Genomic DNA, 3419 nt, shown 5'->3' on the forward strand with positions numbered 1-3419 from the left:
CAAGGGGATGTTGATCTCCAGAGCAGTCAAGGGGCGATTGTTGCTGAAAGTGTTTATGGAGCAGGAGATATCACCCTAGTTTCTCATAATGGGCTATCTGTTTCTCAAACAATTCTGTCGCATCAAAATGTTGTCATTCAAGCACAACCAGCAACAAATGCTCCCGTTCATTTTAGACAACTTTTAGCCTATGGCAAGGCAAATATTGAGGGTGGGGCGGTTGACTTTTCTTCGTTGATGACGGGTGAAGAAGCTGTTTTAAAGGTTGGCAGCCTTGATGCAGGCACACTGATGACAGGTGTCGTTTCTACGGGCGGTTCAGGGGATCTTGTTTTAGATGAAAAGGGCTTTCTTTTGATTACAGCAAAAGAAGGGGTGAAGGTTGGGCAGATTGCCAGTGGTGGCAATATTGAAATTTTTGCAGGCAACGACATCTATTATGATCAGGTCATAGGCTATGGCAGTGCAACATTGACATCGGTATCAGGAGAGATCAGTGTTGAGAATGTGTTGTCTGCTGAGGGGGATGTGAGATTGACAGCAAACACTCTCGATTTAAGCAATAATCGTTCTCATATTTACACGCCGCAAACGCTGTATTTAATTGCAGATCATATTGATGTCTCAGAGAGCGAATTGACTTATGGCGGTTTAGACTTTCAAAGCACCAATGCCCTTGATATTCACCATGCGCGGCTACAAGCCGTGACAGATCAGGGTGGAACTGGAGATATTCTCTTTGTTGCTCCAAGCGTTATGGTTGATGAGACAACGTCTGTTTTAGCGGCACGAGATTTCGTGATCAAGACGGGGGAGCTTGGAAATAGCGGTCAATTGGCATCGGGGCAGGATTTAGTCTTTAGCGTGACGGGGGATGTGACCAACAACAAAACGGGCTTAATTTATGTGAAGGGCAATGGTGCTTTACAAGTTGATGGGGCTTTGTTGAATGATTTTGGCACCATAATGGCAGAAGGTGATTTATCTTTTACCAATGCGGCTGGCAGCGGAAAAAGCCTTTCGCTTGTTAACAAAGCAGGCTTTATTCAAGCTGGTGGAAACTTAAATATCCAAACCAACACTCTAAAAAACGAAGCCGATAGCACGCCTGTCATCACAGAAAAAACGGAATATAGCGATATTTCTTTCCAAAAACCAAAGGGTTCTGATCAACTCAGTGATGGGATGTTATATCAGGAGGACCCCAATCTTTGGGGAAAGGGGCACGAATATCAAGAAGATAAACTAATAGGAAAAGGGCATGTAGAACTTTTTTTGGATATTCCACTTTGGGCGAGCAAAGAAGGAACCTATGGCACTGCAATTTCAAGCGATGGAATAGTTTATAAGGCATTCACTTGGAAACATAAGTCTATAAAGAAGGAATTGTCTGTACACCGGTATCAATGGAATGGTGATAGGTGGGGGGTCTTATCCCCAAACAAACACTGGTCACACATGACAGAAAAGACTGTCACACAAGCATTTTCGCATAAACCAACTGTTTCGGGGGTAATACAATCTAGTGGCAATCTCATCATTAACGCTGATACCATTGACAACCATTATAGCTCTATGAGAGCAGGGGGAAATGCCGATATCCACGCCAATGTGCTGACCAATTTAGGGGCAACGGCTTATAAAAACACTTATCTTGGTTGTCAGGCTAATACAGACAGTTGTTATGGCTATAAAGCTGATGGAAGCCGCGATGTTTCTTTAGATATAGCCAATGGCAAGGATCGCCAGATTGGTTCAGAAGCTTTGGAGAGTGTTCCTGGTCTTGTCCAAGCGGGTGGCACTTTAAATCTGGTGGTCGATCAACTCAATAACACGGCAGCGGAAGGTTCCATTACAGGGGATGCGCATTTTGAAGCAAAAACCGTTGAAGGCAATCCACTGGAGTCCTTAAGTGGTTTAACCGGGGCTGGCGCTCTCTTTACACCAAAAGTGGATCTCAATAATGCAGGGGAACTTTCTGAGGGGCTCCCTTTACCAAAGCCCCAATCGGGTGGGGTTGGGGGCACGCTGCCCAATCAAAATTTCATTTATGAAACTAGAGCAGAATTTCTTGATGTCGGCAAGTTTTATGGCTCAGCCTATTATTTGAACAGAATTGGTTACAATCCTGACAGAGAGATTTTTTTCTTAGGCGATGCATATTTTGAAAAGCAGCTGATTGAGAAACAAATGCGTGATCTGGTTGGTCAAGGGTTGGGCAAAGGTTCCTTTATTCCTGGAAGTGATGCCATTGAACAAGTCAAAACTTTGCTGGATGTTGGGGCAGACTATGCAAAAGCACACAATCTCCCTTTTGGTGAGGCTTTGAGTGAAGAACAATTGGCATCCCTAGAAGCCCCGATGGTGATTTATGTGCGCCAACAGGTCAAGGGCATGGATGTTTATGCACCGGTGCTTTACATCCCCGAAAAAGACAGAGCCTCTTTTGTTTCTGCTGGGGCTTTGATCATGGGCGATGATGTCAATATCACCAGCCAAAATACGAGCAATTCAACGATTATCAATTCAGGGCGGATTGCGGCAAATCACCAATTGCATGTGCATGGTGGGGATATCCTCAGTCAAGGGGGGCATTTTGCGGCGGGTGGTGATGCTGTTATCCTTGCGGAGAAGAATATTCGTTTAGATGCAGGGCGCACAACGGTTGACGGCGTGGAGACCGTTTTAAACACCGAGGCGCTTTCTGCTGGTGGTAATGCAACGGTGATTGCCAAACAAGATATCACCGCCTCAGGGGTGGGGATCACCACCGGAGGTGATCTTGCCATGGCTACAGAACAAGGCAACTTGACGATCGGTTCAGCAGAAACCCATTACCATGATGAACAGGGTGATGCCACCATGCATCATAAATCAGAAGTCAACTCTGGAGGCTCAACGACACTTGCCTCTGGAAAAGATTTGAATATTCTAGGCTCTGATGTTCAAGCAACGGATAAACTTCTCTTACAAGCTGAGAGGAATGTTTCGATTGATGCCACACGCAACAGTATGGACAATCAGAATGGGAGTGAAACCTCCCATGTTGCCTTGCACAATGGCTCTCATTTAAGTTCTGGAAAAGAGACCACTGTTCTCTCTGGAAAAGATATCCATATGGCTGCTTCCGATATAGATGCCAAGGGCAATGTTGCTCTTGGCGCCCAAGGGGAGGTAACAATAGGGGTAAGAAACGATGAGATGGAGTATCATCTTCGCACCAAAAACACGAAAGTGGATATGCAAGCCTCTCATGCCGTTGGATCTTCGATAAAATCGGGAGGTGACACCACTGTCATTGCAGGGCAGGATGGCAAACCACATGATCTTAGCATCACAGGCAGTTCCATTGCGGCTGATGGCAAGGTAGGGCTGAAAGCCAGCAACGATGTCCTGATCAATAATGCAGAGGATAGCTT

The 3419-nt window shown here is 45.5% G+C and carries 1 protein-coding gene; it reads left to right on the forward strand.

What is annotated here, in order from left to right:
• The coding region (locus ACFILO_RS09070) for a hemagglutinin repeat-containing protein (protein WP_375678179.1) at positions 1-3419 on the forward strand (3419 nt) is incomplete at both ends.

Source organism: Bartonella sp. AP72JLCBS (genome assembly GCF_042195705.1).
GTDB lineage: Bacteria > Pseudomonadota > Alphaproteobacteria > Rhizobiales > Rhizobiaceae > Bartonella.